At 69.2% G+C, this 23,581-nt stretch carries 23 protein-coding genes; 10 read left to right on the top strand and 13 right to left on the bottom strand.

All coding sequences use genetic code 11. The annotated features are described in order from the left end of the window. Positions 1-88: 88 nt before the first annotated feature. Positions 89-721: a GNAT family N-acetyltransferase gene (locus ACFT9I_RS07110; RefSeq protein ID WP_382561618.1), complete on the top strand. Its 633-nt coding sequence runs from the start codon at positions 89-91 to the stop codon at positions 719-721. A 10-nt stretch (positions 722-731) separates the two neighbouring features. Here ACFT9I_RS07110 and ACFT9I_RS07105 read toward each other — a convergent pair whose 3' ends face one another. From ACFT9I_RS07105 to ACFT9I_RS07075, 7 genes are all read right to left on the bottom strand, one after another. After that, complete coding sequence (locus tag ACFT9I_RS07105) at positions 732-2,225, bottom strand: type IV secretory system conjugative DNA transfer family protein (protein WP_382561651.1); 1,494 nt, start codon at positions 2,223-2,225, stop codon at positions 732-734. A gap of 5 nt (positions 2,226-2,230) precedes the next feature. Beyond that, positions 2,231-3,679: an ATP-binding protein gene (locus ACFT9I_RS07100; protein WP_382561617.1), complete on the bottom strand. Its 1,449-nt coding sequence runs from the start codon at positions 3,677-3,679 to the stop codon at positions 2,231-2,233. Further along, positions 3,679-3,804, bottom strand: a complete 126-nt coding sequence (locus tag ACFT9I_RS07095) for a hypothetical protein (RefSeq protein WP_382561615.1) — start codon at positions 3,802-3,804, stop codon at positions 3,679-3,681. The genes ACFT9I_RS07100 and ACFT9I_RS07095 overlap by 1 nt, the downstream gene beginning before the upstream one ends. After that, the gene (locus ACFT9I_RS07090) at positions 3,801-5,366 is read right to left on the bottom strand and encodes an SCO6880 family protein (protein WP_382561613.1); all 1,566 of its coding nucleotides are present in this window, start codon (positions 5,364-5,366) and stop codon (positions 3,801-3,803) included. The genes ACFT9I_RS07095 and ACFT9I_RS07090 overlap by 4 nt, the downstream gene beginning before the upstream one ends. Next, positions 5,363-6,727 carry a hypothetical protein gene (locus ACFT9I_RS07085; RefSeq protein ID WP_382561611.1) on the bottom strand — a complete coding sequence of 455 codons (1,365 nt, stop codon included), beginning with the start codon at positions 6,725-6,727 and terminating at the stop codon, positions 5,363-5,365. Before ACFT9I_RS07085 ends, ACFT9I_RS07090 begins: the two co-directional genes overlap by 4 nt. Further along, positions 6,717-7,583: a hypothetical protein gene (locus tag ACFT9I_RS07080; RefSeq protein WP_382561609.1), complete on the bottom strand. Its 867-nt coding sequence runs from the start codon at positions 7,581-7,583 to the stop codon at positions 6,717-6,719. Before ACFT9I_RS07080 ends, ACFT9I_RS07085 begins: the two co-directional genes overlap by 11 nt. A 212-nt stretch (positions 7,584-7,795) precedes the next feature. Then, on the bottom strand, positions 7,796-8,104 hold the full coding sequence (locus tag ACFT9I_RS07075) for a hypothetical protein (protein WP_382561608.1): 309 nt from the start codon (positions 8,102-8,104) through the stop codon (positions 7,796-7,798). Positions 8,105-8,604: 500 nt separating this feature from the next. Between ACFT9I_RS07075 and ACFT9I_RS07070 the strand changes: the two genes are divergently transcribed. The 5 genes from ACFT9I_RS07070 (at position 8,605) to ACFT9I_RS07050 (ending at position 13,801) form a co-directional block, all read left to right on the top strand. Continuing rightward, a complete protein-coding gene (locus ACFT9I_RS07070; RefSeq protein WP_382561606.1) occupies positions 8,605-8,976 on the top strand; it encodes a hypothetical protein in 372 nt (123 codons plus the stop codon). A gap of 14 nt (positions 8,977-8,990) precedes the next feature. Then, a complete protein-coding gene (locus ACFT9I_RS07065) occupies positions 8,991-10,850 on the top strand; it encodes an alpha/beta hydrolase (RefSeq protein WP_382561650.1) in 1,860 nt (619 codons plus the stop codon). After that, a complete protein-coding gene (locus ACFT9I_RS07060; protein ID WP_382561604.1) occupies positions 10,847-11,434 on the top strand; it encodes a hypothetical protein in 588 nt (195 codons plus the stop codon). The genes ACFT9I_RS07065 and ACFT9I_RS07060 overlap by 4 nt, the downstream gene beginning before the upstream one ends. A gap of 292 nt (positions 11,435-11,726) precedes the next feature. Beyond that, entirely contained in the window at positions 11,727-12,740 is a 1,014-nt protein-coding gene (locus tag ACFT9I_RS07055; protein ID WP_382561603.1) for an NlpC/P60 family protein, read from the top strand. 326 nt (positions 12,741-13,066) lie between these two features. Further along, positions 13,067-13,801: a phosphatase PAP2 family protein gene (locus tag ACFT9I_RS07050; protein ID WP_382561601.1), complete on the top strand. Its 735-nt coding sequence runs from the start codon at positions 13,067-13,069 to the stop codon at positions 13,799-13,801. 13 nt (positions 13,802-13,814) lie between these two features. On the opposite strand, the gene ACFT9I_RS07045 is transcribed toward ACFT9I_RS07050, so the two are convergent. Then, the gene (locus tag ACFT9I_RS07045; RefSeq protein ID WP_382561599.1) at positions 13,815-15,404 is read right to left on the bottom strand and encodes an FAD-binding oxidoreductase; all 1,590 of its coding nucleotides are present in this window, start codon (positions 15,402-15,404) and stop codon (positions 13,815-13,817) included. Between the two features lie 377 nt (positions 15,405-15,781). Between ACFT9I_RS07045 and ACFT9I_RS07040 the strand changes: the two genes are divergently transcribed. Both ACFT9I_RS07040 and ACFT9I_RS07035 read left to right on the top strand, forming a co-directional pair. Next, a complete protein-coding gene (locus ACFT9I_RS07040; protein ID WP_382561598.1) occupies positions 15,782-16,612 on the top strand; it encodes a hypothetical protein in 831 nt (276 codons plus the stop codon). A 116-nt stretch (positions 16,613-16,728) separates the two neighbouring features. After that, the gene (locus tag ACFT9I_RS07035) at positions 16,729-16,911 is read left to right on the top strand and encodes a hypothetical protein (protein WP_382561596.1); all 183 of its coding nucleotides are present in this window, start codon (positions 16,729-16,731) and stop codon (positions 16,909-16,911) included. Between the two features lie 97 nt (positions 16,912-17,008). On the opposite strand, the gene ACFT9I_RS07030 is transcribed toward ACFT9I_RS07035, so the two are convergent. Further along, on the bottom strand, positions 17,009-17,407 hold the full coding sequence (locus tag ACFT9I_RS07030) for a metal-sensitive transcriptional regulator (RefSeq protein WP_382561595.1): 399 nt from the start codon (positions 17,405-17,407) through the stop codon (positions 17,009-17,011). Between the two features lie 211 nt (positions 17,408-17,618). Here ACFT9I_RS07030 and ACFT9I_RS07025 point away from each other — a divergent pair, with 211 nt between their 5' ends. Continuing rightward, positions 17,619-18,239, top strand: a complete 621-nt coding sequence (locus ACFT9I_RS07025) for a DUF47 domain-containing protein (RefSeq protein ID WP_382561593.1) — start codon at positions 17,619-17,621, stop codon at positions 18,237-18,239. 5 nt (positions 18,240-18,244) lie between these two features. Then, the gene (locus ACFT9I_RS07020; protein WP_382561591.1) at positions 18,245-19,243 is read left to right on the top strand and encodes an anion permease; all 999 of its coding nucleotides are present in this window, start codon (positions 18,245-18,247) and stop codon (positions 19,241-19,243) included. A gap of 142 nt (positions 19,244-19,385) precedes the next feature. On the opposite strand, the gene pstB is transcribed toward ACFT9I_RS07020, so the two are convergent. The 4 genes from pstB to pstS form a co-directional block, all read right to left on the bottom strand. Continuing rightward, a complete protein-coding gene (pstB, locus tag ACFT9I_RS07015; protein ID WP_382561589.1) occupies positions 19,386-20,162 on the bottom strand; it encodes a phosphate ABC transporter ATP-binding protein PstB in 777 nt (258 codons plus the stop codon). 53 nt (positions 20,163-20,215) lie between these two features. Continuing rightward, the gene (gene pstA, locus ACFT9I_RS07010) at positions 20,216-21,289 is read right to left on the bottom strand and encodes a phosphate ABC transporter permease PstA (protein WP_382561587.1); all 1,074 of its coding nucleotides are present in this window, start codon (positions 21,287-21,289) and stop codon (positions 20,216-20,218) included. Beyond that, the gene (pstC, locus tag ACFT9I_RS07005) at positions 21,286-22,284 is read right to left on the bottom strand and encodes a phosphate ABC transporter permease subunit PstC (RefSeq protein ID WP_382561585.1); all 999 of its coding nucleotides are present in this window, start codon (positions 22,282-22,284) and stop codon (positions 21,286-21,288) included. The genes pstA and pstC overlap by 4 nt, the downstream gene beginning before the upstream one ends. 97 nt (positions 22,285-22,381) lie before the next feature. Then, a complete protein-coding gene (gene pstS / locus ACFT9I_RS07000; RefSeq protein ID WP_382561583.1) occupies positions 22,382-23,518 on the bottom strand; it encodes a phosphate ABC transporter substrate-binding protein PstS in 1,137 nt (378 codons plus the stop codon). Positions 23,519-23,581: the final 63 nt, after the last annotated feature.

Genomic DNA, 23,581 nt, shown 5'->3' with positions numbered 1-23,581 from the left:
CCCGGTACGACTCGGCGGGACTCGGCAGGACTCGGTCCACGACGAAACCTGTTTGTGCGGGGCGGCGGTGGGCGCGGAGGATCGTGGAATGGACCGGACGAATCGCGCGGAGCGCGCCGTAAATCTTGGAAATGCCGGATGGGCGGTACGTGTCGTGCGCGCCGACGAATGGGTTCGGGCGAAGGCGCTTCGGCTGGAGGCCCTGCGGGATCCGGCCGCGCCGATCGCGTACCTCGAAACGTACGAGGACGCCGTTCAGCGCCCGGATTCCTTCTGGCGCGAGCGGACCGAGCGCTCGGCCGGGGGCACGTCGGTGCGGCAGTTCGTGGCCGAGCCGGCGGACGGTGGTGGGTGGGCCGGGTCGGTGGTGGCGCTGGTCGAGCGGCGGGGCACGACCGATGCCCTCGGCGGCGTGAGCGCGTACGACCAGGTGCATCTCGTCGCCGTGTACGTACGGCCCGAGCACCGGGGCGCCGGTCTGCTGAAGGAGCTGTTCGACGCGGCCACCGCCTGGGCGTGGTCGCTGGAGGAGCCCCGTGTCGAGCGGGTGCGGCTGTATGTGGACGAGCGGAACGGGCGGGCGCGGGGCGCGTACCGCAAGCTCGGGTTCGAACCGACCGGGCGGACCGTCCCCGTGGAGAGTGACCCCTCTGCCCAGGAGTTCGAGCTTGCGGTGGCGCGGCCGGGGGCCGCAGGGTCGCAAGGGGATGAACGCGGCTGAACAGGGCTGCTCAGGCGGGCAGTTCCTGGTGCGGCCAGCGGTCCGGCCAGCGGTCCCTGCCCTGTTCGCGCGAGCGCAGCAGGACCAGCGCGGGCAATCCCTGCTCGTCGCCGTCGGCCAGCAGCTCGGGCAGCGCGGGCAGTGGCGCCACCGCCGCCACGTCGTCGAGGACCAGCGTCATTGGTGGGTCGAGCCGACCGGCGGATGACCGTGCGGCCATGCGGCGGCCGTGCTCGACCACGCTTGAGGCGAGAGCGGTCAGCAGGGGCATCGCTCCCGGACGAGTGCGCGGATCTTCGATCGGCTCACCCACCACATAGAGCGTGCCCCCCTCGGCCGCAAAAGAATCCAGCGCGAGCGAGTCGGCACGATTGGGTGTGCACGCCTCACGGATATGGACGGACGACAGGGAGGCCAGCGCGCGGGTCGTCAACTGCTGGGCGATCTCCCGGCGTTCGGGGTGCGAGGTGAGCGCGGACTCCAGCAGACCCGCGAGTCCGGAGGCGGCCTTGGGGTGCGTACGCAGGAGCCGTACGGCCTCGTTGGCGCCGCCACCCTGCGTCCACCGGTGCACCTGCTTGAAGGGCCGCGCGTCCACGGCGGCGGCGTGCAGCCAGCAGCGCAGCAGGGTCTCCGCCGTGTCTGCCATGGCGGCGTCGAGCCGGGCCAGCGGGCGTACGGGGGCGAGCAGGGTGACGGCACGCGCGGCGGCGGTGTCGGCGTCCTCGCAACCGGTGGTGGGGGACCAGTGGAGGCGGGCCGGGGTGTCGCAGAGGTGGCCGGGGTCGTAGACGAGGACGGGGCCGAGCTTGGCGCGGGCGTCCTTGGTCTCCGACCAGACGGTGGGGTCGGACGTGACGACGAGCGCGGGGCCTTCGGCGTCCCGGATGGCCTGCACGGCGGCGGGGCGGCGGGTGTGGGGGGCGCCGTAGCGGACGTGGGCGTAGGGGGCGGTACGGGGAGCGGGTACGGGGAGAGGGACAGCGGTGGGTTGGGTGGGTTCGGTGGGTGCGGGTGCTTGCTCGACCGGGGCGGGGGCTACCGGAGTTGGGGTCGGCTGCGCCGGTGCTTCCCGTACGCGCTCATCCGCCCGTTCCTCCGCCAACTCGTGCGCCCGCTCCCGTTCCCGGAGCCGTACCGTACGCAGCGCGCGCCGGCGGGTCACCACGCCCAGCACGAACACCGCCAGCACGGCCGCCACCATCAGCTCGCCGATGAACAGGCCCCAGAACAGGCCGTATCCGGACAGCTCGCCCGGCGGGGTGTCCGGCCAGGCAGCCGGGAGGTCGTCCGGGGCCGAGACCAACTGCCGTACCGCCATCGGCGTACGCATGAAGGTCACCGAGTCCGGCCACGAACCGTGCGCGAAGACGGCGGCGAGGCCGGTCGCCAGCCACGCGAACAGCGTGACGCCGAGCAGAAAGCCCAGCACGCCCAGGATCAGCCCGTCCGGAATCCCGCGCTGATCGCCCGGCCGGGGCCCGCCCCCGCCTCCCGCCGCCATGCCGCTCACGCCACCGTGGACTCGGAGGACGCGTTCAGCCGCTGCTGCTCCATGAGGATCGCGCGCTGTTCCGCCTCCCACTCGGCGGCCCGTACGTGGTCGGGCAGCCCGCCGGTCATGGCGTCGGCGGCGTCCGAGGCGTCGGATGCCTGGCTGTTCTCGGTCATGGCGCGGTCGGTGAAGACCAGTGGCCGTTCCGCCTCGGTGACCAGGTGTTTGACCACCTGGACATTGCCGTTGACGTCCCACACCGCGATACCGGGCGTGAGGCTCGGGATGATCTCGACCGCCCAGCGTGGCAGGCCGAGGACCTGGCCGGTGGCTCGTGCCTCGTCCGCCTTCTGCGCGTAGATGGTCCGGGTCGACGCCATCTTGAGGATGGCGGCGGCTTCCTTCGCGGCGGCGCCGTCGACCACGTCGGAGAGGTGGTGGACGACCGCCACGAACGAAAGACCCAGCCGGCGGCCGAACTTGAGGAGCCGCTGGAACAGCTGTGCGACGAAGGGGGAGTTGATGATGTGCCAGGCCTCCTCGACCAGGAAGATGCGCTTCTTCCGGTCGGGGCGGATCCAGGTGTGCTCCAGCCAGACGCCGACGATCGCCATCAGGATCGGCATCGCGATCGAGTTGCGGTCGATGTGCGAGAGGTCGAAGACGATGAGCGGCGAGTCCAGGTCGATGCCGACGGTCGTCGGGCCGTCGAACATGCCGCGCAGGTCACCGTCGACGAGCCGGTCCAGGACCAGGGCGACGTCCAGGCCCCAGGCCCGTACGTCGTCTATGTCCACGTTCATCGCCTCGGCCGACTCCGGCTCCGGGTGCCGCAGTTGCTCCACGATGTCCATCAGGACGGGCTGGCGCTCGACGATCGTGCCGTGCACATAGGCGTGCGCGACCTTGAGGGCGAAGCCGGAGCGTTCGTCCAGGCCGTGCCCCATGGCGACTTCGATGATCGTGCGGAGCAGGGCGAGCTGCCCGGTCGTGGTGATCGCCGGGTCGAGCGGGTTGAGCTTGATGCCGCCGTCCAGGGCCGCCATCGGGTCGAGCCGGATGGGGGTTATGCCCAGCTCCTGCGCGATGAGGTTCCACTCGCCGGCGCCGTCCTCGCCCTGGGCGTCGAGGACGACGACCTGGCGGTCGCGGAAGCGCAGCTGCCGCAGGACGTACGTCTTCTCCAGCGCCGACTTGCCGTTGCCGGACTCGCCGAGGACCAGCCAGTGGGGGGCGGGGAGTTGCTGCCCGTACAGCTGGAAGGGGTCGTAGATGTAGCCCTTGCCGCTGTAGACCTCGCGGCCGATGATGACGCCCGAGTCGCCGAGGCCGGGGGCCGCGGTCGGCAGATAGACGGCCTGCGCCTGGCCGGTCGACGTACGGACCGGGAGCCGGGTGGTCTCCACCTTCCCGAAGAGGAAGCTGGTGAAGGCGTCCGTGAAGGCGGACATGGGATCTCGCATCACAGGCCCCTATCAGCGGCGGTCGGCTTCTGATCGACGGTCGTCGGCTCGACGTTCGTCGACTCGGCGTTCGTCGGTTGGCGGAGGGTGCTCATCGGCTTGACGGTCATCGGCTTGACGGTCATCGGCGGATGCCGGTGGCGAACGGCAGGGTGTTCACGAACGCCCGGTGGTGCTCGCGGTCGCACCACTCCAGCTTCAGATACGACTTGCCGGCCGACGCCCGGATCGTCCGCTTGTCCCTGGCCAGGGCCTCGGGCGAACGGCTCGACACCGTGATGTACCCGACGATGTTGACCCCCGCCGCACCGCTGGCGAGGTCTTCACCCCGCTGGTCGAGCCGGCCGTGTGCCGCGATGTCGCGCGGGTCGACGGTGCGGTTCATCTTGGCGGCGCGGCTCGCGTCGGCCTCGTCGTTCGTCTTCTCCGTGAGCATCCGCTCGATGGCGACCTCGGTGGGCTCCAGGTCCATGCAGACCGCGACCGTACGGATCACGTCGGGCGTGTGGACGAGCAGCGGGGCGAGGAAGTTGACGCCGACCGGGGTCATCGGCCACTCCTTCACCCAGGCCGTGGAGTGGCACCAGGGCGCGCGGGTGGACGACTCGCGGGTCTTGGCCTGGAGGTACGTGGGCTCCATGGCGTCCAGCTCGGCGGGCCAGGCGTTCCTCTTCGTCATGGCCTGGATGTGGTCTATGGGGTGGTCCGGGTCGTACATGGAGTGCACGAGCGAGGCCAGCCGGGCCTGCCCGAGCGGCTGCCGGACCCGGATGTCGGCCTCGGCGAGGCGGGCGCAGATGTCGGTGAGTTCGCGGGCCATGACGACGGCGAGACCGGCGTCCTTGTCGAGCCTGCGGCCGCGGCCCTTGCCGCCGGCGGCCTGGCGGGTGGCGCGGGCCATGGCCTGGCCCTCGGAGGCCAGTTCACGGGTGTAGTGCATGCAGGCCACGAGGTAGGCGCGGTGCTGCTCGCTGGAGGTCGAGACCATGGACTGGAGTTGCTCGTACGACTCCTGGAGCCAGCCCGGGGAGGCGGAGTCGCCGCGCTGGGCGACGTCCTTGGCGTGCGCGTCGGGGTCGGCGGGGAGCGTACGGGCGAGCATCTGGAGGCGGGTGACGAAGCCGTCGCCGTTGGCGACGTGCTTGAGGAGCGTGCCGAAGCGGTCGACGAGCGCTTCCTGGTCCTCGCTGTCGCGCAGGCCGACGCCGGGGCCCTCGATCTCGATGGCGGCGGTGACGGTGCGGCGGTCGGCGTGGAGCAGTACGGCGATCTCGTCCGGACCGAAGGGCGCGGCCAGCCAGTTGATCCGCCCGATACCGGGCGGCGGGCCGACCTCGACCTCACGGCCGTCGGCCGCGGTGCCGGACTCCATGGCGGCGGAGCGGTAGGTGGTGCCGTTGCGCAGGGTCCGTTTGAAACTGCGGTTGATCTCGAACCACTTGTAGACGGTGCGGTGCTTGTACGGGACGTACACCGCGGCCAGCGCGAGGAGCGGGAACCCGAGCAGCGTCACGATCCGCAGGGACAGGACGGGGACGATGAGCCCGCTCATCATGCCGAGGAACGCGCCGACGATGATCAGCGCGATCTCGCCCGTCTCACGGTTCTTGCCGACGATCGCGTTCGGCCGCGCGCGGCCGATGAGATACGTACGGCGGGGCGCGATGGGATGGGACTGAATCGTCAACGCCCTCCACCTCCTGTGCTGTTGTTACCGGTTCCGCGATTGCCGTGGCTGGTGCGGCTGCTGTGGGGGGTGCCGCTGGTGGGGCTGCTGGGGCGGGGCGCGGAGGCGGGCGAGGGGACGCCGCCACCTCCGCCGCCGCTGCCGCTTGATGAGGGCCGGCTGCTGTGGGCGGCGACGCCGCCGGAGACGGGGTTGGACGGGCGGGCCCCGCTACTGCTGCTGCTTTCGCCGCCACCGCCCCGGCCGCTGTGGGTCTTGATGCCCTGCGAGACGACACCGGCGGGCGAACTGATCACGGCGGCGGCCCGGCCGCCGTCGGTGGACAGCTTGGCGTTGCTGCGGGCGCTCGCGATCTCGTCGCCGAAGCCGGGGACGAAGCGGTAGATCATGGCGGAGGCGAAGATCGCGAGGAGGATGATGGCGAGCCCGGACACGACGGCCGAGAAGGAGTCGGGCCCGTCGTCGGACGACGTCAGCGCGCCGGCGAGGCCCAGGACGATGACGATCACGGGTTTCACCATGATGACCGCGATCATGAGCCCGGCCCAGCGGCGTACATGGCCCCACATGTTCTTGTCGACGAGCCCGGCGTAGACGACGACGCCGAGGAGGGCGCCGACGTAGAGCAGGATCGCCCGGATGAACAGCTCCAGATAGAGGATGCCGGCCGCGAGGATCGTCACGAGGGACACGACGATCAGCATGATCGGCCCGCCGCCGATCTCGGTGTCCTTCTTCAGCGCCTCGGAGAACGTCCCGAAGAAGACATCGGTCTGCCCACTGGTCCCGCCGGCGATGACTTCGGTGACGCCGTCGGTGGCGGAGACGAGGGTGTAGAGGATGAGCGGCGTGAAGGCGGAGGCGAGGACGGTGAGCCAGAGGAACCCGATGGCCTCGGAGATGGCGGTGGTGAGGGGGACGCCGCGGATGGCGCGCTTGGCGACGGCGAGGAGCCAGAGGATGAGGGTGAGGATGGTGGCGGCGGCGAAGACGACGGCGTACTGGGAGAGGAAGGCGGTGTTGGTGAAGTCGACCGTGGCGGTCTCCTTCACGGCCTTGGAGAGGGTGTCCACGGTCCACGCGGCGGCGTCGGCGCAGCCGCGGGCGAGGGAGGTGAGGGGGTCGAGGGCGCTGGTGGGGTCGTTGAGGGGGGAGTTGTTGCTGCTGCTGCCGGGTTCGCCGTTGTCGCAGAAGTCGCGGGCGGGGCCGGCGATCAGCTCACACGGGTCGTCACTCGCGCTCGGTGTCGGCGACGGGGTCGGCGCCGCGACCGCACGAGTGGCGAACAGGAACACGCCAGCCTGGGCGGCCGCGAGAGTGACGGCGGCCGAACGGAGAAGCTGTCGAGGGCTACCGGGCATAGGTGAACCCTCCGAATTCATTCACCGCGTCGGCGATTTCGTCGGATCCTGACACGGGGTTGTCCCCGGTGACGGGTGTCGGACCCGTCTTCTGGCTCGTCTCTACGACCTTCCAGTCGGATCCGTCCCACTTGAGCTTCACGTTCACCGTGAACCAGCCGTTCGTCACCGGCTTGGTCGACGAATCCCCGGTCAGCCCGAACAGGCCCATGCACCAGACGTTGATGTCGGCGGTGTCGGTCGCGAACTTCGCGACCTTCGTGCCTGCCGGGAGCGTGCGGTTGACGAAGGTGGAACCAGCCGGAGCCGTACCGTCGGGCTCCAGGCCGATGTTGGACAGGAACGCGGGCGAGTAGTCGGCGTCGAACCCTGACTGGAGTTTGGTCGCCGAGCCGGCGTGCGCGATGGCCTGCACGATGTCGCGGCGCCGTTCCTGGTTGAACATGCCGTCGGATCCGAGCACCGCCGCGTAGTTCGCCGCCGCACTCTCCGCCCCCTGCTCATCCTTCGCGAACCCCGAAGGAATCCCCCCGTTCTTCCCCGTCACGGGCTTCACCCCCGACGCCGCCGTCGGTTCCGAGCCCGACGCTCTGTCGTCGCCGCCCCCGGCGCCCGACGCCCCGGAGTCGCCGCCGCCCCCGCGGTTCGCGAACGCGATAGCCGCGATCAGCAGCACCACCACACCCACCACCGCGATGAGCGAGCGTGAGCTGCGCTGGGGGCGGCGGCCGCCCCCGTACCCGTCGCCGCTCCCGCCGTCCGGCAGGCGCGTCCGCGTCTGGCCCATTCCGCCGAAGCTGTCGTCCGTCGTACGGCCCGGGTCGCCCCCGTGGCCGTGCTCATCGCCGAAGCTCATGCCGCGTCTGCCCCCTCGACCGGTTCAACCGTGTGCAGTTCCGCTAGCGCCACCGCGTACGACGGTAGCGCTGGTTTCCGCGCGGGCGCGGTGTGGTGACTCGACATCAGGGAGACGCAACCTCGGGCGGATGGGCGCGACGGACGGATGGTGTTGAGAGTGGACCGGCGTACGGGCGTACCCGGTGCGGATCGGACATGGCCGATATGGCGCTAAACAGCCATCCCGTACACAATCGTGAAGACTGTCCCGAGGGACCCGATGATGAAGACGCCGGTCAGGCCGGCCACGATCAGACCCTTGCCCTGCTCCGCGCTGAAGGTGTCCCGCAGCGCGGTCGCGCCGATACGCTGCTTGGCGGCGCCCCAGATCGCGATGGCGAGACAGAGCAGGATGGCGACGGCCATCACCACCTGGACAATCACGCGAGCCTCGGCGCCAAGGTTCCCGAAGGGCCCCCAGCTCGGAGCGATACCACCGATGATGGTGTTGATGTCGCCCTTCTCGGCGTCCACGTCCATGCAACTCACCGCCCCTGTTGGGTTGTTAAGTACCCGCGCCGGGCGGCACGGATCGCCTTCTATCTTCGCTGATGGAACCGGCCTCGTATGCCGACTTGGCGGGTCTCTTTACCCGATCCCCGCACGTTTGACCGATCCGACTGCCCTGACCTGCGTCGTGAACCGGAGTATGCGGGTACGCGTATGGTCACTCTGTGTATCACGGAGGGTGACTCCGGGCAATGATTGGCGTTGTGCACTCTTGAGCCCGCCGCGGTTTTGCGTCCGTGCGCCATCCGTGCGCCGCTCGCGGGCGAGAGGCGGGCCAACCGTACGGGTGAACCTGCGCGGGGTGCCGCGCTGTTGCCGAAGGCGTCCGAGGCCAACGGGGGACGGGCCTACCGCCCTCCCGTAGCCGCGCGGCCGGTTCGTTCCCCTCCCCTCCGCGCCTCATCGACCCCTCCCCGGGTTGGGACAGTGCCACCCGACATCCCGGACAACAGAGGACAGGGGCGGGTGGCATGGCGGGCTATTCGGGCGGTTTGCAGGCGTTGGCCGACGAGGCGGGCGCTGCGTCGGGGGAGCGGCTGAGGCACGGCGACGGGCCGTGGACCCGGGCGGCGGGCGGGGCCGAGGTGATGCGTACGCAGATGTCGTATCTGAAGGCCGAATTCGAAACGGCGCACGAGGGCGTGGCCGGCTGCGGGGACGGGCTGAGCGTCGTCGCGGTCCTGGGGACCGTACGTACGTCATGGGAACGGCGCATCGAGGCAGCCCGCGACGAGTGCGGAAGCCTGGGGGGCCGACTGCGCGCGGTGGCGAAGACGCAGGGTGAGCACGACGCCGCGGTCAGGTCGGGGCTGGCGGGGGTCGACGCGGGGGCGGGGCGGTGAGCCCGGTGAGTTCGGTGACGCCGGTGAGTGGCGGGCTGACGTGGGCGCAGTTACGGGACGTGAGATGCGCCGAGTTGGAGGGCGCGGCGGACGGCTGGGGCAAGGCGAGCAACCGCGCGGACGCGGCCCGCGACCGGATCGACAAACAGCTGCTCGCGGGGCTGACGCCGTCCCAGGAGGGCGAGGCGGCGCGGGCGGCGGTTGGGCGGCTGCGGGCGCTGGGGCGGAACTTCCAGTACATCTACACGGAGTGCGGGCTGGTCCGTACGACGTTGAACAGCCTCGCCCAGGACCTGCGCGGCTCGCAGCGGCAGCTTCGGGACGCGCTGGAGGAGGCGGCGGGCCTGAAGTTCACGGTGCAGGCGGACGGGTCGGTGAGCTATCCCGAGGCCGGGGAGGACCCGCTCACGAAGGAGAAGCTGCGGGGCGGTACGGCGTCGGGCCACGCGTACCTGCAGTCCGCCCCGCCGCCGCCGGGGTTCACGAGCCCGAACCCGCTCGCGGCGAAGGCGCAGGCCATCGCGGACCGGATCGCCCGCGCGCTGAGCGAGGCGGCGGAGGTCGACGCGCGGTACGCGCGGACGCTACGGAAGCTGACCGCGCAGGACGGTCTGAAGGTCACGGACGCGATGTGGGCGGACGCGAACGCGGACGCGACGGCGGTGCGCGCGCTGACGGCGGACTACCTGAGGGCCGCGATCCCCCACGACGCGACGCCGGCGGAACGCCTGACGTGGTGGCAGGGCCTGACGGTGGAACAGCGGGAGGAGTACCTGGCGGTCCACCCGGACGCCATCGGCAACCTGGACGGCATCCCGGCGACGGTCCGCGACGCGGCCAACCGCGACAACCTGGCGCTACTGATGGGCAAGTTGGAGGCCGTGGACGACGACAGGTCACGGACGATGCTGGCGGGGCTGAGATCCATCGACGGGCAGTTGCGGGAGGGCGGGTATCCGCCGATGTTTCTGCTGGGCATCGGGGACGAGGGGAATGGGCGGGCGATCGTGTCGTACGGGAATCCGGATACGGCGAGGAATGTGTCGGCGTATGTGCCGGGGCTGGAGACGGGGTTGGACGAGACGTTCGCGGAGAATGACCTGAAGCGCGCGAAGGACACGATGACCGGTGCGGCCGAGTACGACTCGTCGACGGCGTCGATCGTATGGCTGGGTTATGACGCGCCGCAGCTTTCGGTGGACGACATCACGGGGAATACGGACGTCATGTTCACGGACAACGCGGAAGCGGGGGCGTCGGCGTACGGCGACTTCATGGCGGGAATCGCGGCGACGAACGAGAACGCCGACCCGCACATGACGGCAATGGGCCACTCGTACGGCTCCCTCACGGTGGGCCAGGCCGCCCAGCGGGAGGGAGGTATTCCGGGCGTCGACGACATTGTGCTGGTGGGCAGCCCTGGAACGGGTGCGGATTCAGCGGCTGATCTGGGAGTGGGCAAAGACCATGTCTACGTCGGCGCGGCGGAGAACGACCCGGTGACGAGAATGCCGGCGAAGGGGGAGGCCCAAGGCATGGGAATGGGTGCGCTGGGGGGTGCGTCGGTGGGAGCGGCGCTGGGTGGGCCGGTGGGGGCGGCGGTCGGCGGGGCGGGCGGGGCGGCGATGGCGTACTTCGCGCAGGACGCGCAGACGCCGGAGAGCGAGATCTGGTTCGGCACGGATCCGGCGCACGAGGATTTCGGGGCGAGGAGGTTTCGGGTGGAGGACGGGCCGCGGCCGGTTATGGAAATGGGTGGGGTGAAGGCGCATTCCAACTATTTCGACCCGAGGAAGGATGAGGAGTCAGCCGACAACGTCGCGCTGATCGTTACGGGACGTGGTCATCTGGTCAGTGGTCAGGAGCACCGATGAGAACACTCCGATCAGCGGGCATTCTGCTCTTGCTCTGGTTGGCGGCCGGATGTACGTCTCCCCTTGGTGGCGCAAGCGAAGAAAAGAAGGCGTTGGGTATGGATATGCAAGAGGCAGCCGTCCAGGCCGACTCCATCATGCTGAAAACTCTGAACGGGGTCAGGCCGGAGCTGCGGTGGAATCACGGACCTTCGATTGACAGTCGTTGCGGCGATGCGCCCGACACCGGTTCCGTGAAGCGTCGCATCGCGGTCATGACTATCGTTTCAAAGGAGCGACGCGGGAGTCTGCTCGGTGTTGTGGAGCGCAACTGGAAGGGTCGCGGGTATCAGGTCACCAGTGTGCGAGCGAGTGAAGAATTGCCCGCCATGTACGCATCGACGCCTGACGGTTTTCGGATGAGGATCGCCGTCGCCGGCGAAGGCCAGTTCTTCTTCTCCATCACCACCCCCTGCTTCACCGAGTCGGACGTAGCCGACCCCAAGACCCGGCCGAACACCCCGCACCGCGAAGGTGGGTACCCCCAGCGTCCCGACATCCACGACGACTTCTGGTCCGCCCCTACACCCCCACCCCGCACCTGATCCACAGTCAGCTCCCCGCGCCCTCCGGCCCACCCCTGTGGCAGAGTCGTCCCCGTGGACGCCCTCAGAGTCCAGGACCCCGCGTAGATCGGCCCCCTACGTGCTGCTCGCGTGGCTCGAGGCCGGTGAACCGTCGGCCGCCACCACGTCACTTCGGACAAGGACCACAAGAGCGTCGTCTGCACCCGGGTCATGCCAGACGTCCTGTCCGAATAGCACCGACACGAGCGGCGGGAAAATGGCGGTGAACGTGTCCCGGATGGGGGAGGGTTGAGGGGTGCGGAAATTCTGGATGGCCGGCGCGGTCGGGCTTGGGCTGAGCCTGGGCTTCATCGCGCTGCTCGTCGTCGGGACGTACTCCGCCGCCGCCGGGCTCGTCGGTGGTGCGGGAGGCGGTGGGGCGGTCGGGCTGGCCAAGGGGGCCGTGCCCGCGAAGTATCAGCGGCTGGTGCAGGAGTGGGGCAATCTGTGCCCCGCGATCAATCCCGCGCTGCTCGCCGCGCAGCTCTACCAGGAGAGCGGCTGGGACCCCGGCGTCGAGAGCCCGGCGCAGGCCCAGGGGATCGCGCAGTTCATCCCGGGGACCTGGGCGGCGCACGGCGTCGACGGGGACAAGGACGGCGACCGCGACGTCTGGGACCCGCAGGACGCGATTCCGTCGGCCGCGACGTACGACTGCAAACTCGCGGGGTACGTGGACGATGTGCCGGGCGATCAGACGAAGAACATGCTCGCGGCGTACAACGCGGGCGCGTACGCGGTCATCAAGTACGGGGGCGTCCCGCCGTACGCCGAGACGCAGAACTACGTGAAGATCATCACCACCCTCGAGCAGAGCTTCGCCCGCCCCGTCGGCCGCGTCGAACCCTCCAAGCAGGCCGCCGCCGCCATCTACTACGCGCAGCAGAAGCTCGGTACGAAGTACCTGTGGGGCGGCAACGGCACCCCCGAGCAGCAGGGGCGGTTCGACTGTTCCGGGCTGACGCAGGCCGCCTACCGTTCCGTCGGGATCGAGTTGCCGCGGGTGGCCAACGATCAGTACAACGCCGGGGAGCATCCCTCGCGCGACGAGCTGATGCCCGGCGATCTGGTCTTCTTCTCCGACGACCTCACCAACTCGCGGGCCATCCGGCACGTGGGGATGTATGTCGGCGGCGGGTACATGATCAACGCTCCGTACACGGGTGCCGTGATCCGGTTCGACAAAATTGATACGCCTGACTACTTCGGGGCGACCAGGGTCACCGAAGACGGCGCGAAATCGTTGCCGACCGATCTGCCCACCGAGCGGAAGTCCGGTACGTAAAACGGCTGACGGGACGTCGGTCCGACGGGGCGTAAGGGCGGCGAAGGGTTGACGCCCGGAAGGGTGGAGTCGGGCCCCGTCCGGGGCGCGCGTGGCCGGAATTATCCGTTCGTTCACCCCTCTGAGCTGGGACGATGTGTCACTCTTCGATAACGTCCTGGAGATCGTCCGGTGAAGACTGGAACCTGTAGGGGTATCAGGCCGTTCCCTGGACTGGGGCTGTGGCGTTGATCGCGCAGCACTGACCGCAGGCACCACGGGGGTTGGTGGAAGCGACACGCCCGGAGGCGTGGCGTGGTGGGCGACAAGGCAAGGGGCCGCAGCACATGGCTGGACTCGCGATCGATGGGTCGAACCCCGACGTCAGCCTGCTCTACGACATCAACGGGCTGGCCAAGTCGGCCCCCGACTGGTTCGACCGCGGCATGGAGTTCGTCGGCGAGTACGGGATCATGATCGGGCTTGTCCTTGTCGCGCTCTGGTGCTGGTGGAGCGTGCGGCGGCGTGGGGCGGCCGAGGATTCCGTGGCCGCCGTCGCCGGGCTGCTGTGGGCGCCGCTCGCCGCCGGTGTCGCGTTGCTGATCAACATCCCGATCCGGGAGTTCGTCGGGCGCGACCGGCCCTTCGTCGATCACACGGGGCTGGACGTCCTGGTGGCGGGCAAGACCGACTTCTCCTTCGTCAGCGACCACTCGACCATGGCCATGGCCCTCGGTGCGGGCATCTTCGTCGCCCACCGCAAGTTCGGCCTCGCCGCGATCGGGCTCGCGCTGGTCGCGGGCTTCAGCCGCGTCTACATGGGCGTGCACTACCCGACCGACGTGATCGGCGGCTTCGCCCTCGGTACGGCCGTGGTGCTGCTCCTCGCGCCGCTCGCCATGGCGCTGCTCACCCCCCTGGTGTCGGCGATCTGCCGGTCGCCGCGCGTGGGGCTGCTCGTACGGTCGCGTGCCGCGCGGGACGCCGACCGTGCCGAGGCAGCCGAGGCCGCCGAGGCGCCGGGGACCCGGCCGCTCGGCATCCCCGAGCCGCGGCCCGACGACAACAACCTCGCCGCGTAGCCGCTATCAGGACCTAGAGCGCTTGCGGGAAATCGAACAGGCGCGTCGGGTCGTAGCGCTCCTTCAACTCCTTCAGCCGGTCCGCCGCCGGGCCGTAGTACGCCTTGCGCCAGTCCGTCAGCGCCGGGTCGGTGTAGTTCTGGTACGCCGCTCCCGACGCGTGACTTCGTAGCGAATCCTGGCTGGTTTTCAGCCATGCCCGCTGCGAGGTGCCGGGCGTGCCGGGGCGCCAGGACGCCACGTACTGCGCGAGCATCCGGGAGCCCCGGTGTACGAAGGCCGTCGCGAGTGGGTCCACCCGGTTGATCGCGCCGCCGAGCGCGGTCAGCGCGACCGTGCCCGACCCCGCGCCGTCGGCGACCTTGATCCGGCTGAAGTCCTCCACGGCCGACAGCACGGTGCCGATGCCCGCCGACGACAGCGACCGGTCGAAGAAGTCCGAGGTCGCGGCGTACGTCTCCCGTGACAGCGCGCCGTCCTTCCCCCGGCCCGGTGTGGTGCCGGGCAGTCGGCACTGGTCGTCGCTGAATCCGGCGCAGCCGGCGTACGCGAGCATCGACTCCTCGTAGCCGCGCGGGCGCAGCGAGACGAAGCTCGCCGAGGAGCCCACGCGGTCGGCGAGCCGGTCGAGGGCGTTCTTGAGGTCGGACTCGGCGCCGAGGGTGAAGGCGGAGACCGAGAGCGTCGGGTCGGCGCCGCCGCCCGCGCCGACCGCGAGATGGAGCGAGGACCAGATCTCGTCCGGCTGGTCGGGGCCCCACTCCTGCCAGGCCGCGAACACCGAACGGGCCTTTGACCACGGCCAGTTGAGGTTCGCCGCGACGCCGGTGGAGGCGGGGTGGGTGCGGAAGCGCAGCTCGGTGACGACGCCGAAGTTGCCGTTGCCCGCGCCCCGCAGGGCCCAGAAGAGGTCCTGGTGCTGCTCGGCGTCGGCGGTCAGGCGCTTGCCGTCGGCCGTCACGATCGTCGCCGAGGTGAGGCTGTCGCAGGTCAGACCGTACGCGCGGGAGACGACCCCGTGACCGCCGCCCAGGGTGAGACCCGAGATGCCGACGGTGGCGCAGGAACCGCCCGGGATCGTACGGTCCCGCCGGGCGAGCGCGCCGTAGATGTCGACGAGCTTGGCGCCCGCGCCGATCACACCGTCCGACGCGGCGTCGTCGAGGGCGTCGAGCGAGGAGATGTCGATGACGAGCCGGCCGTTGCCGCTGGACCAACCTGCGTAGGAATGGCCGCCGTTGCGGATCGAGACGGGTGTGTCGTGCGCGCGGGCGAAGGCCAGGCACTCCCGGATGTCGTCCTCGTCGGCGACGTACGCGACGGCCGCGGGCTTCAGGCCGTCGAAGCGCGTGTTGTAGAGCTGGCGGGCCGTCGCGTACTCGCTGTCCCCCGGCCGTACGAGCTGACCGTCCAGCCCCGAGGCGAGCACGTCCCAGGTGGGGGAGGAGGTACGCGGCGCAGGGGGCTTGTTCGCGGTGGAGCCCGGTGTGCCCGAGGAGCCTGACGAGCTCGACGAGCTGCTTCCGCCGTCGCTCGTGCAGGCGCTCACCGCGCCGGCCGCCGTCACGGCCAGCGCGCCGGTCAGCAGTGTGCGCCGTTCCATCGGACGTCCTCCCCGGTGTCGGTCATGTCACGTCGGTCTGCGACGTCAGTCTGCCGTCTCATGGGACGCGGCGTCCGTTCTCGCCCGGTCGCGGGAGCGCCTGGCGGGTCCCGACCAGCCGCAGGTGCAGCGCGCCAGGGAGAAGGAGCCGCGCTCGACAGTAGATGTGGAGTGGGGGGAGTGGGGTGTGTGGGGGGCGGTGGGCGGGTCCGAGGTTTCTTGCTCGCGCACCCGTCCACCGTACTCGCGCGTACGTTCCCGGCCAGGGGCGGTGCGTGACGAGGCGCGCGGGGCGTCGTTATCGGGACAGGGCGGCTCTCGGACAGGCAACGGCAGGCATCGGCAAGCAACGGTAGGGCGTTGGGGGTTGGCAGGCGATGGTGCAGCAGCGCAGACGCAGGGGTGTGGCGGTCGTCGCCGCTGCCGTCACGGTGGTGGGTGTCGTGGCCGGGACCGCCGGTTGTTCCGGGAGCGGGGGCGCCATGGCCGAGGACCGGCCGCTCGGTGATCCGGCCGCGGTTCGCGGAGCGGCCGACGCGCTGGTCGGGGCGGGCAGTTCCAAGGCCAAGACGTCACTGGTGATGGCGACGGGCGGGACACGCGTGACCATCAGGGGCGAGGGCCGGTACGACTTCCGTAAGCGGATGGGGCAGCTCTCGGTCGTGCTGCCGAAGGACCCGGCCGGCACGGACGAGCACCGGCCGATCTCGGAACTGCTGGCGCCGACCGCCCTCTATATGAAGAACCGGGGCGCCGGGGTGCCCGAGGACAAGTGGGTCATGCTCGACTCGACCACCCTCGCCGACGGCAATCTGGTCACCGGCGGTGCGACCGATCCGCTGACCGCCGCCGAACTGCTGCGCGCCGCGAAGGACGTGGTCCTCGTCGGCGAGCAGGAGCTGGCCGGCGTCCGCGTGTCGCACTACCGGGGCGTCACCGACATCGGGCGGGCCGCGAAGCAGGCGGCGCCGTACGCGCGCGAGGCGCTGGCCGCGGCGGCGCGGGGCTTCGCCGAGGACGTCGTACCGTTCGATGCCTATCTGGACGACGCGGGGCGGCTCCGCAAGGTCAGACACCAGTTCAGCTACCTGAATCAGGGGCGTACGGTCGCTGTGGCCTCAACCACCCTGCTGTACGAATTCGGGGTCGCCGTCGGGGTGCGGCTCCCCCCTGAGGACCAGATCTTCACCGGGAAGATCAAGGTGTAAATGGTCCGGACGTGCCATGCGCGTCACGTCTCACCCTCCTTACTCTAGGAAGTCGGCAGTCGACACCGCCAGGAAGACGACACCGGCAGGAAGACGACACCGGCAGGAAGAGGTGAATGCACGTGGCACTGTTGCGCACGCCGACCGTCCAGGACCACGTGGCCCTCGCCGAGATCGAACTCTGCGGAGAGCTGATGATCGCGGCGTCGGCCGCGGACGGTGAGCGGCTCAGCCCGGACCGTATCGACGAGGTGCTGAAGGTGGGCGCGGACCGCGGCGAGAGATCGCCCTGCCACTGACCGGTCGGGTCGGGTCGGGTCCGGTCGGGTCCGGTCGGGTCCGGTCCGGTCGAGTCCGGTCCACCGGCCAAGTCGGCCCGCTGATCCTCGGCAGGGTTCAGGTACGCAGCAGCCGCGCGATCGCCTTCGTCGCTTCCTGCACCTTGTCGTCGATCTCGTCGCCGCCCTTGACCGCCGCGTCCGCCACGCAGTGCCGCAGGTGCTCCTCCAGCAACTGGAGCGCGAAGGACTGGAGCGCCTTCGTCGAGGCGGAGACCTGGGTGAGTATGTCGATGCAGTAGACGTCTTCGTCGACGAGCCGCTGGAGCCCGCGGATCTGGCCCTCGATCCGGCGCAGCCGCTTGAGGTGCTCGTCCTTCTGCTTGTGGTAGCCGTGCACACCGCGATCGTGGTCGGTGACGATCTCGTCGCCGTCTGTCGTGGCCGTGCCGGCTGCCGTGCCCGTACCGGAGGTCGCGTCGCTGGTCGCCGCGCCTGCCGCCTCGGTGGTCGTCATCGCGTCCTCCTGGTGGGGTGTTCGTGAGAGATGTCCGAAAGGGGAGTAAATACCCCAGGTAGGTATATGATACCCAGTCGCGCGCGCAGGGGCAGGGGCACGTCATGATCGTCGTGTCCTATGCAGCACACTGATGGACGCCGGTTAGCCGTGGCCGGATGATGCGCTTAGCATCAGCCTGACCGAATCCGATGTAACCCGAGGATCCCCCGTGCGCTTTCGTCTGACCCCCAGGGAGACGAGCTTCTACGACATGTTCGCCGCGTCCGCGGACAACATCGTCACGGGCTCCAAGCTCCTCATGGAACTGCTCGGAGCGGATTCCTCCGCCAGAGCCGAGATCGCGGAACGGATGCGGGCGGCGGAGCACGCGGGGGACGACGCCACACACGCGATCTTCCATCAGCTGAACTCCTCCTTCATCACGCCGTTCGACCGCGAGGACATCTACAACCTGGCTTCGCAGCTCGACGACATCATGGACTTCATGGAGGAGGCCGTCGACCTGGTCGTCCTCTACCAGGTCGAGGAGCTGCCCAAGGGCGTCGAGCAGCAGATCGAGGTGCTGGCGCGGGCGGCGGAGCTGACCGCCGAGGCGATGCCCCACCTGCGCACGATGAACAACCTCACCGAGTACTGGATCGAGGTCAACCGCCTGGAGAACCAGGCCGACCAGATCCACCGCAAGCTGCTCGCCCAGCTCTTCAACGGTAAGTACGACGCCATGGAAGTCCTGAAGCTCAAGCAGATCGTGGATGTGCTCGAGGAGGCCGCCGACGCGTTCGAGCACGTCGCGAACACGGTGGAGACAATCGCGGTCAAGGAGTCCTGAACCACGTGGACACCTTCGCCCTGATCGTGACCATCGGTGTCGCGCTCGGCTTCACGTACACCAACGGCTTCCACGACTCCGCGAACGCCATCGCGACATCGGTGTCAACGCGTGCGCTGACCCCGCGCGCGGCGCTCGCGATGGCCGCCGTGATGAACCTCGCGGGGGCGTTTCTCGGCCAGGGGGTCGCCAAGACCGTCAGCGAAGGGCTGATCGCCACACCGCACGGGCAGCGAGGGATGGGGATCCTCTTCGCCGCGCTCGTCGGGGCGATCGTCTGGAACCTGGTCACCTGGTACTACGGCCTCCCGTCCTCCTCCTCGCACGCGCTCTTCGGCGGCATGGTGGGCGCGGCGCTCGCCGGCGGGACCGAGGTGATCTGGACCGGGGTGCTGGAGAAGGTCGTCATCCCGATGTTCCTGTCGCCGATCGTCGGGCTGGTCATCGGCTATCTGGTGATGGTCGGCATCATGTGGATGTTCCGGCACTCCAACCCGCACAAGGCCAAGCGCGGTTTCCGTATCGCGCAGACGGTCTCGGCGGCCGGCATGGCGCTCGGGCACGGGCTGCAGGACGCGCAGAAGACGATGGGCATCGTGGTGATGGCGCTGGTCATCGCCGATGTCGAGGGCCAGGGCGACGAGATCCCGGTGTGGGTGAAGATCGCCTGTGCGGTGATGCTCTCGCTGGGTACGTACGCGGGCGGCTGGCGCATCATGCGGACGCTGGGCCGCAAGATCATCGAGCTGGATCCGCCGCAGGGGTTCGCGGCGGAGACGACGGGCGCGTCGATCATGTTCGGCTCGGCGTTCATCTTCCACGCGCCGATCTCGACGACGCACGTCATCACCTCGGCGATCATGGGCGTCGGCGCGACGAAGCGGGTGAACGCGGTGCGGTGGGGTGTCGCGAAGAACATCATCCTGGGCTGGTTCATCACGATGCCGGCGGCGGCGCTCGTTGCGGCGGTCAGCTTCTGGATCGTGAACCTGGCCTTCGGCTGAGCGCTGACGTTCGGCTGACGCCGTCGCGTTCGGTAACGCCGTACAACATGAGTGGGCCCGCCCCCTGGGAGAGGGGGCGGGCCCTTCGCCTTGCGGTGGCACCGCCATGCAGCACCGCAAGGACGGCTTTCGGCGCCGGGGCCTATCCGAAGCGGCCGGAGATGTAGTCCTCCGTGGCCTGTACGGACGGGTTGGCGAAGATGCGCTCCGTCTCGTCTATTTCGATGAGCTTGCCGGGCTGGCCCACGGCCGACAGGTTGAAGAAGGCCGTACGGTCCGAGACCCGCGCCGCCTGCTGCATGTTGTGCGTCACGATGACGATCGTGAAGCGCTCCTTGAGCTGGCCGATCAGGTCCTCGATCGCGAGCGTGGAGATCGGGTCGAGCGCCGAGCACGGCTCGTCCATCAGCAGCACCTCCGGCTCGACCGCGATCGCGCGGGCGATGCACAGGCGCTGCTGCTGGCCGCCGGAGAGGCCGGAACCGGGCTTGTTGAGGCGGTCCTTGACCTCGTTCCAGAGGTTGGCGCCCTTGAGGGACTTCTCGACGACGTTCGCCAGTTCGTTCTTGCGGTACTTGCCGTTGAGCCGCAGACCGGCCGCGACGTTGTCGAAGATCGACATCGTCGGGAACGGGTTGGGCCGCTGGAAGACCATGCCGACCGTACGGCGCACCGAGACCGGGTCGACGTTGGCGCCGTACAGATTCTCGTCGTCCAGCAGGACCTTGCCCTCGACGCGGCCACCGGGCGTGACCTCGTGCATGCGGTTGAGGGTGCGGAGGAAGGTGGACTTGCCGCAGCCGGACGGGCCGATGAAGGCCGTCACGGAGCGGGGCTCGACGGTCATGGAGATGTCGTCGATCGCCCGGTGGGTGCCGTAGTACGCGGTCAGGCCGCTGACGTCGATTCGCTTGGCCATCTGAATCACTGCTTTCTGCGTGACCCCGCTCGGCGGAGCCGGATTTCGGGGCCTCAGCGGCCGGTCTTGGGGGCCTTCCAGCGGGCGATGCCGCGGGCCACCAGGTTGAGGATCATGACGAACGCGATCAGTACGAGGGCCGCGCCCCAGGCGCGGTCGACCGCGGCGTCGGTGCCCACCGAGTACTGCTCGAACACGTACAGCGGCAGCGACGACTGGGCGCCTTCGAACGGGTTCGAGTTGATGAGCTTCGTACCGAACACGAGCAGCAGCACGGGCGCGGTCTCGCCGGTGATACGGGCCACCGCGAGCATCACGCCGGTGGTGATGCCACCGATCGCCGTGGGCAGGACCACCTTGAGGATGGTGCGCCACTGGGGCACGCCCAGCGCCAAGGATGCCTCGCGCAGCTCGTTCGGGACGAGCTTCAGCATCTCCTCGGTGGAGCGCACGATCACCGGCATCATCAGGATCGCGAGCGCCAGGGCGCCGGCGAATCCGGAGAATCCGAAGTCGAACATCAGGATCCACGTCGAGAGGATGAACAGGCCGGCGACGATGGACGGGATGCCGGTCATGACGTCCACGAAGAAGGTGACGGCGCGGGAGAGCTTTCCCTGTCCGTACTCGACGAGGTAGACGGCGGTCAGCAGACCGATCGGCGTGGCGATCAGCGTGGCGATGGCGACCTGCTCGATGGTGCCGAGCAGCGCGTGGTAGATGCCGCCGCCCTCGTCCGTGTCGAGGAGTCCGCTCATCGAGTGGGACAGGAAGTACCCGTCGACGACGCCCGCGCCCTTGCTGATGGTGGTCCAGGCGAGCGAGAGCAGCGGGATGACGGCCAGGATGAAGCAGACCCAGACCAGGCTGGTCGCGACCTGGTTCTTGCCCTGCCGGGGGCCTTCCACCTTGGCGGTGATCAGATACGTGGCGCCGATGAAGATCAGCGCGGCCAGCAGACCCCACTGGATCTTGCTGTCCAGCCCGGCCACCACACCGATCAGGCAGCCCAGCGCCGCGGAGCCGGCGGCGATGGCCAGGGGTGCCCAGCCGGGCATACGCGCGTGGGAGAGCGAGCCGTGGGGTTCGGCGACCGAGGGCCGCTTGTCCTGAAGCGTGTGGCTCATGCGTTGGCCCCCGAGTACTCCTTGCGGCGGGCGATGATCGCGCGGGCCGCGCCGTTGACCAGCAGTGTGATGATGAAGAGGATCAGGCCGGAGGCGATCAGCGCGTCCCGGCCGAACTCGTCCGCCTCGTTGAACTTGGCGGCGATGTTCTGCGCGAAGGTGCCGCCGCCCGCGTCGAGGATGTGGAACGAGAGCAGGAAGCTCGGCGAGAGGACGACGGCGACGGCCATCGTCTCGCCCAGCGCGCGTCCGAGCCCCAGCATCGAGGCGCTGATGATGCCGGAGCGGCCGAACGGAATCACGGACATCCGGATGACTTCCCAGCGCGTGGCACCGAGGGCCAGCGCGGCCTCCTCGATCATCTTCGGCGACTGGAGGAAGACCTCACGGATGACGTTGGTGATGATCGGCAGGATCATGATCGCCAGCAGGATGCCCACGGTGAACAGGTTGCGGGCGATGCCTTCGTTGGTCTTCTCGAAGATGTACGTCCAGGCGAAGTACTCGTTGAGCCACTTGTTCAGGCCGTCGAGGTACGGGACGAGGAAGACGGCGCCCCAGAGGCCGTAGATGATGCTCGGTACGGCTGCCAGCAGGTCGACCAGGTACGCGATCGGCGAGGCGAGTCTGCGGGGCGCGAAGTGCGAGATGAAGAGCGCGATACCTATGGCGACCGGGACAGCGATCACCATGGCGATGATCGAGCTGATGATGGTGCCGAAGACGAGTACGGCGATACCGAAGGACGGCGGGTCTCCCTGCGGGTTCCACTCGAAGGTGGTGAGGAAGTTCGTCTCGTCCTTGGAGATCGCGAGCGTCGCGCGGTAGGTCAGGAACGCGGCGATGGCGGCCATGATGACCAGCAGGGTGATACCGGAGCCACGGGACAGACCCAGGAAGATCCGGTCGCCGAGCTGCTTCGGCCCCTTGCTCGCGCCCTTGTTCTCAAGGGTGGGGGGTGGCGGTGCGTCGTTGGGTGCGGCTGCTGTATCCATCGTTTCTCCGGTCTGCGGAGCCGGGTCGCGGCTCCTGGCGGCGGTGCACCGGAAGACGTGGCCGGCCCCGCTCGGCGGGACCGGCCACGTCCGGGGGTCAGGACAGGGTGGGGACGATCTCGCGGACCTTGGCCGCGATCTCCGTCGGGAGCGGCGCGTAGCCGGCCTCGCTCAGGACCTTCTGGCCCTCTTCGCTGACGGTGTAGTTGAGGAACGCCTTGACGCTGGGCAGGGTCTCGGCCTTGTTGCCCTTGTCGCAGGCGATCTCGTACGTCACCAGGATGATCGGGTAGGCACCCTCGGCCTTGGTGGCGTAGTCCAGCTCCAGGGCCAGGTCGTTGCCGGTGCCCTTGACCTTGGCGGCGGCGATGGCCTTGGAGGCGTTCTCCGTGGTGGCCTCGACCGGCGCACCGGCGCCCGTGTCCACCTTGACGGTGGTCAGGTTGCTGGCGGTCGCGTAGGAGAGCTCGAAGTAGCCGATGGCGCCTTCGGTGTCCTTGACGCTGGAGGCGACGCCGGAGGAACCGCTGGCGGCCTGGCCGCCCTTGGCCTCCCACGACTTCGAGCTGTCGTCGTACTTCCAGTCGGCCGGGGCCGCGGCCTTGAGGTACTTGTTCAGGTTCTGGGTCGTGCCCGACTCGTCCGAGCGGTGGAACGCCTGGATCGCGGTGCTGGGCAGCTTGGCGTCCGGGTTGAGGGTGGCGATCGCCTTGTCGTCCCACTTCTTGATCTTCGAGTCGAAGATCTTGGCGAGGGTCGGGCCGTCCAGGACGAGGCTGTCGACGCCGGGCACGTTGAAACCGATGGCGACGGGGCCGCCGACCATCGGGAGGTTGATGCCCTTGCCGCCCTTGCAGATCTCCTCGGAAGCGGTGACTTCCTCGGGCTTCAGGGCGGAGTCGGAGCCCGCGAAGGCGACCTGGCCCTGCGTGAACTTGGTGATGCCACCGCCGGAACCGACCGGCTGGTAGTTGATCTCGACGCCCGAACAGGCCTGCTGGAAGTTCTTGACCCAGAGGTCCATCGCGTTCTTCTGGGCACTCGATCCGGCGGCAAGGATCTGGCCCTTGGCGCCGTCGCACTTGATGTCGGAGGAGGCGCTGGCGCTCTTGTCGCCGGAGCCGGAGGCCTCCGTGTTGTCGTCCGAGCCGCACGCCGTGAGAACCAGGGCGCCGGAGACGGCGAGGGCACCGAGCGCGGTGGCGCGCAGCCGGTTCTTGCGCTGAAGCTTCACTTCGGGTGTTCCTTCCAGAAGCCGCCTGTGTGCGGGTGTACGCACTTCTACGGCGGCGTGCGT

The sequence above is a fragment of the Streptomyces sp. NPDC057137 genome, from assembly GCF_042670825.1.
Lineage (GTDB): Bacteria > Actinomycetota > Actinomycetes > Streptomycetales > Streptomycetaceae > Streptomyces.
The sequence above is the reverse complement of the archived record's forward strand: the minus strand, read 5'-3'. Positions and strand labels throughout refer to the sequence as shown.

Excerpts from the sequence above, each read along its gene's own strand:
- ACFT9I_RS07045 (WP_382561599.1), bottom strand. The coding sequence starts at position 15,404 with ATGGAACGGCGCACACTGCTGACCGGCGCGCTGGCCGTGACGGCGGCC.
- ACFT9I_RS07080 (WP_382561609.1), bottom strand. The coding sequence starts at position 7,583 with ATGAGCTTCGGCGATGAGCACGGCCACGGGGGCGACCCGGGCCGTACG.
- ACFT9I_RS07110 (WP_382561618.1), top strand. The coding sequence starts at position 89 with ATGGACCGGACGAATCGCGCGGAGCGCGCCGTAAATCTTGGAAATGCC.
- ACFT9I_RS07075 (WP_382561608.1), bottom strand. The coding sequence starts at position 8,104 with ATGGACGTGGACGCCGAGAAGGGCGACATCAACACCATCATCGGTGGT.
- pstB (WP_382561589.1), bottom strand. The coding sequence starts at position 20,162 with ATGGCCAAGCGAATCGACGTCAGCGGCCTGACCGCGTACTACGGCACC.
- ACFT9I_RS07060 (WP_382561604.1), top strand. The coding sequence starts at position 10,847 with ATGAGAACACTCCGATCAGCGGGCATTCTGCTCTTGCTCTGGTTGGCG.
- pstC (WP_382561585.1), bottom strand. The coding sequence starts at position 22,284 with ATGGATACAGCAGCCGCACCCAACGACGCACCGCCACCCCCCACCCTT.
- ACFT9I_RS07035 (WP_382561596.1), top strand. The coding sequence starts at position 16,729 with ATGCACGTGGCACTGTTGCGCACGCCGACCGTCCAGGACCACGTGGCC.
- ACFT9I_RS07095 (WP_382561615.1), bottom strand. The coding sequence starts at position 3,804 with ATGACCGTCAAGCCGATGACCGTCAAGCCGATGAGCACCCTCCGCCAA.
- ACFT9I_RS07100 (WP_382561617.1), bottom strand. The coding sequence starts at position 3,679 with ATGCGAGATCCCATGTCCGCCTTCACGGACGCCTTCACCAGCTTCCTC.
- ACFT9I_RS07105 (WP_382561651.1), bottom strand. The coding sequence starts at position 2,225 with ATGGCGGCGGGAGGCGGGGGCGGGCCCCGGCCGGGCGATCAGCGCGGG.
- ACFT9I_RS07070 (WP_382561606.1), top strand. The coding sequence starts at position 8,605 with ATGGCGGGCTATTCGGGCGGTTTGCAGGCGTTGGCCGACGAGGCGGGC.
- ACFT9I_RS07040 (WP_382561598.1), top strand. The coding sequence starts at position 15,782 with ATGGTGCAGCAGCGCAGACGCAGGGGTGTGGCGGTCGTCGCCGCTGCC.
- ACFT9I_RS07085 (WP_382561611.1), bottom strand. The coding sequence starts at position 6,727 with ATGCCCGGTAGCCCTCGACAGCTTCTCCGTTCGGCCGCCGTCACTCTC.
- ACFT9I_RS07030 (WP_382561595.1), bottom strand. The coding sequence starts at position 17,407 with ATGACGACCACCGAGGCGGCAGGCGCGGCGACCAGCGACGCGACCTCC.
- ACFT9I_RS07055 (WP_382561603.1), top strand. The coding sequence starts at position 11,727 with ATGGCCGGCGCGGTCGGGCTTGGGCTGAGCCTGGGCTTCATCGCGCTG.
- pstA (WP_382561587.1), bottom strand. The coding sequence starts at position 21,289 with ATGAGCCACACGCTTCAGGACAAGCGGCCCTCGGTCGCCGAACCCCAC.
- ACFT9I_RS07050 (WP_382561601.1), top strand. The coding sequence starts at position 13,067 with ATGGCTGGACTCGCGATCGATGGGTCGAACCCCGACGTCAGCCTGCTC.